The following is a 3,131-nucleotide window of genomic DNA, read 5'->3' as shown; positions in this document are numbered from 1 at the left end:
GACTGGAAGATATTTTTAGTCCATTTTAATGGACTTAAGCTATGAGACAGAGAATTAATTCTCTGTCGGGTTATTGCAATTAGAGGTGATTGAAACTGGTGCAAAATCTCAGTTAAAACCGACTGGAAGATATTTTTAGTCCATTTTAATGGACTTAAGCTATGAGACAGAGAATAAATTCTCTGTCGGGTTATTGCAATTAGAGGTGATTGAAACTGGTGCAAGATCTCAGTTAAAACCGACTGGAAGATATTCTTAGTCCATTTTAATGGACTTAAGCTATCAGACAGAGAATTTATTCTCTGTCAGGTTGTCGCCATTGGTGCAAAATTTTAGAAGATTGCCCACCCTAATGCTACATAATACATAAATTTATAACTCACCTCCACCAACCAACCAACCAATTAAATCTTCCAGATTACTAAAATCTAACACCGCCTCACCCAAATTTTCTAATTGATTACTAGATAATTGCAGAATGCGAGTTTTCATATCCGGAGCAATTTCTCCCCAGCGGCGCTCTAATACACGTATAATTAGTTGCGCTTGTCCTTCTTGTCTTCCTTCCTCTCTTCCTTCCTCTCTCCCTTTAAGAATAGCCCCCTGTTGATCCTCAATAAACATCTGCCTTTTATCCAAATCCTCAAACTCTTCCAAAGTCAAATTAATCACATTAGCGATAGTAAATGCTTTCTGAATTGCGGAAACTTCTCCCATCTTTTCTGGGATGGTTTCTAAAGAGTTAGCCTGCTTCATAAAATAAAGCCACTTATCAGTTAAACTTTCTATCTCCTCTAACTCTTTAGTGAATTTAGGCAATTCCACGAAAACTAAATCTATAGTTTTGTCGGGATAAGCAAAGGAATGTTCCATATCCACAAAACTAAACCGCGAAATTACATCATCAAACTTGGGAAACATAGTAAAATCTGTAATTGTCAAAGCAATCACCGGATTTAACTTAGAGTATCCTTGTCCCGATTTGAGTTGAGTAGTAAAAGCTTTCGCCGCATTGTAAACTACCCGCTTATCAAAAGCCATGACATTGAGAACCTGCATCTCAATAATGACAATGGTATTTCCTTTGATTCTGGCTTTTACATCCAAGAAGCTATCTTTTAATATGGCAATATTGCCAGGAGAATAGGGATCAATAATCTCTAAGTCTTCTATGGCAGATTCTTCCGGATAGAGGATAGCATTTAAGAAACTGATGAGGATGTCTTTGCTATCGGTGGAACCGAATATTTTCTTGAAGGCAAAATCGGTTTTTGGACTAATAAATCTCATAATGGTTTAACTAGTTATTCTAGACGAGGACAGACTTACGCATTTGCCACCCCTTCCCTTTCTCTTAAGGGGGCTGGGAGGTTAGGTTTTTCGACTTGTTGAAACTGGTGCAAGTTATGAGTTAAAATCCATTTCCCTCCGGCAACACGCGATTTACCAAAGATTGCAAAGAAACAAATTCAGGAAGTGAACTACTTTCATCAATATTATTCTCTTGGGTTTTTCCATCAGCAAAATTAGCTATTTTCGCCAATACCATTTTAGGGTTTTTGGCATTATTTTTATTTAAAGTAAACAATAAATTATCCTGATTACACGTATCTTCCCCTTTCCTCACCACACAAACCACCGTATACCCATTATCCAACTTACCCGTCGTTAACTCTAAACTCTTTAACGTACCGCCATTCTTCCCCACCGCATCGGTGAGTTTCTGAGAGACAATTTCGCAGCGTTGTTTCGGGCTATACTCATCCCCAAACTCTCTAGTCGCCCAAGTCATGAGAGGTTGCTCAGAAACCGCATTTCCCCGTTTGGCGACTGTTACCCAATCTCCCTTTTGCACTACGCAATTAAAAATAGTCGGTTCCTCAGCTTGTGCCACTCCATCCTTTACACTAGGAATAGAACCAGTCTGGGCAGAACAGGCTATTGTAGATAGCAGTAAGGTTGTGGTGAAAACCTGAGCGGTCAACCGATACAGAGGATGAAAAGACATATCCTAATATATATTGCTAGGGCGATTTTTTCTTTTATATCCATCATATCCCATGAATACAATAATAGGACAGACTATCGGCGGACACTATCAAATCATTGAGTTATTAGGTAAAGGTGGATTTGGCGAAACCTATATAGCCCAAGATATCCATTTACCCGATAATCCTTACCGTGTCGTCAAGAAACTTAAACCCCAATTTATCAACCCATCTGACTTAGAAAATGCCCAACGCCTATTCAACACCGAAGCCCAAACCCTCTACAAATTAGGCACTCACAACCAAATTCCCCAACTCTTCGCCCACTTCGAGGAAAATCAGGAATTTTATCTCGTGCAAGAATATATCGAAGGGCATGATTTAACCAAAGAAATCAAACCAGGCAAACCCTTAAATGAACCCCAAGTTATTAAAATATTGCAAGAAATCTTCACAGTATTAGAGTTTGTTCACCAAAAAAACGTCATTCACCGCGACATCAAACCCGCCAACTTAATTCGCCGCAGAGCAGATAACAAAATTATCCTCATCGACTTCGGCGCAGTCAAACAAATTACCAGCAAAATCAACTATACTATTCCCATTGGTACTCCTGGATACATACCCAGCGAACAATTGAGAGGACAACCTCAACACTGTAGCGATATCTACGCAGTAGGAATAGTAGCAATTGAAGCCCTAACCGGAATCCAACCGAATCAACTACCCATAAATCCTGATACACTAGAAATTAGCTGGCGCGATACCCTATCTGTCAGTCCAGAATTAGGCGATATTCTCGATAAAATGATTCGCCATCATTTCCCATATCGCTACCAATCAGCCGCAGAAGTATTACAATCTCTAAATTCATTCACTCTAGCCACAACTCCATCTCCAACCACTCCTTCTTTTCCCCAGCCCAAGGCTAAATCTAAATTAAGATTATGGATTATTTTAGTTAGTTTAGGAATTATAGTTACTGTAATTGTCACCGCAATCCTCAATTTTTCCGCTATCACCAAAACCCAAAATAATACTCCTCAACCTTCACGAATTACTTGGTGAATGGGGAGTGGAGAATACCAAAGCCCATTATGACAAATCATCCGGATTTATCCCCAACAATCTTAACCTTTCCGC

Annotated in this window: 3 protein-coding genes; 1 reads left to right on the top strand and 2 read right to left on the bottom strand. The window is 39.3% G+C overall.

Annotated elements, in window-relative coordinates; genetic code table 11:
• Nucleotides 1-372: 372 nt before the first annotated feature.
• The gene (locus tag NJ959_RS27560; RefSeq protein WP_254014959.1) at nt 373-1,290 is read right to left on the bottom strand and encodes an Rpn family recombination-promoting nuclease/putative transposase; all 918 of its coding nucleotides are present in this window, start codon (nt 1,288-1,290) and stop codon (nt 373-375) included.
• 121 nt (nt 1,291-1,411) lie between these two features.
• On the bottom strand, nt 1,412-2,008 hold the full coding sequence (locus NJ959_RS27555) for a COP23 domain-containing protein (protein ID WP_254014958.1): 597 nt from the start codon (nt 2,006-2,008) through the stop codon (nt 1,412-1,414).
• A gap of 52 nt (nt 2,009-2,060) precedes the next feature.
• Here NJ959_RS27555 and NJ959_RS27550 point away from each other — a divergent pair, with 52 nt between their 5' ends.
• Complete coding sequence (locus NJ959_RS27550) at nt 2,061-3,056, top strand: serine/threonine-protein kinase (RefSeq protein WP_254014957.1); 996 nt, start codon at nt 2,061-2,063, stop codon at nt 3,054-3,056.
• Nucleotides 3,057-3,131 lie beyond the last annotated feature (75 nt).

Origin of the sequence: Limnofasciculus baicalensis BBK-W-15 (assembly GCF_024178385.1) — a bacterium.
Lineage (GTDB): Bacteria > Cyanobacteriota > Cyanobacteriia > Cyanobacteriales > Coleofasciculaceae > Limnofasciculus > Limnofasciculus baicalensis.
Note: the sequence above shows the minus strand (reverse complement) of the source record. Positions and strands in the feature narration are given on the sequence as shown.

What these genes read in the sequence shown, in the direction of transcription:
- NJ959_RS27560 (WP_254014959.1), bottom strand. Translation starts at nt 1,290, where the DNA reads ATGAGATTTATTAGTCCAAAAACCGATTTTGCCTTCAAGAAAATATTC.
- NJ959_RS27555 (WP_254014958.1), bottom strand. Translation starts at nt 2,008, where the DNA reads ATGTCTTTTCATCCTCTGTATCGGTTGACCGCTCAGGTTTTCACCACA.
- NJ959_RS27550 (WP_254014957.1), top strand. Translation starts at nt 2,061, where the DNA reads ATGAATACAATAATAGGACAGACTATCGGCGGACACTATCAAATCATT.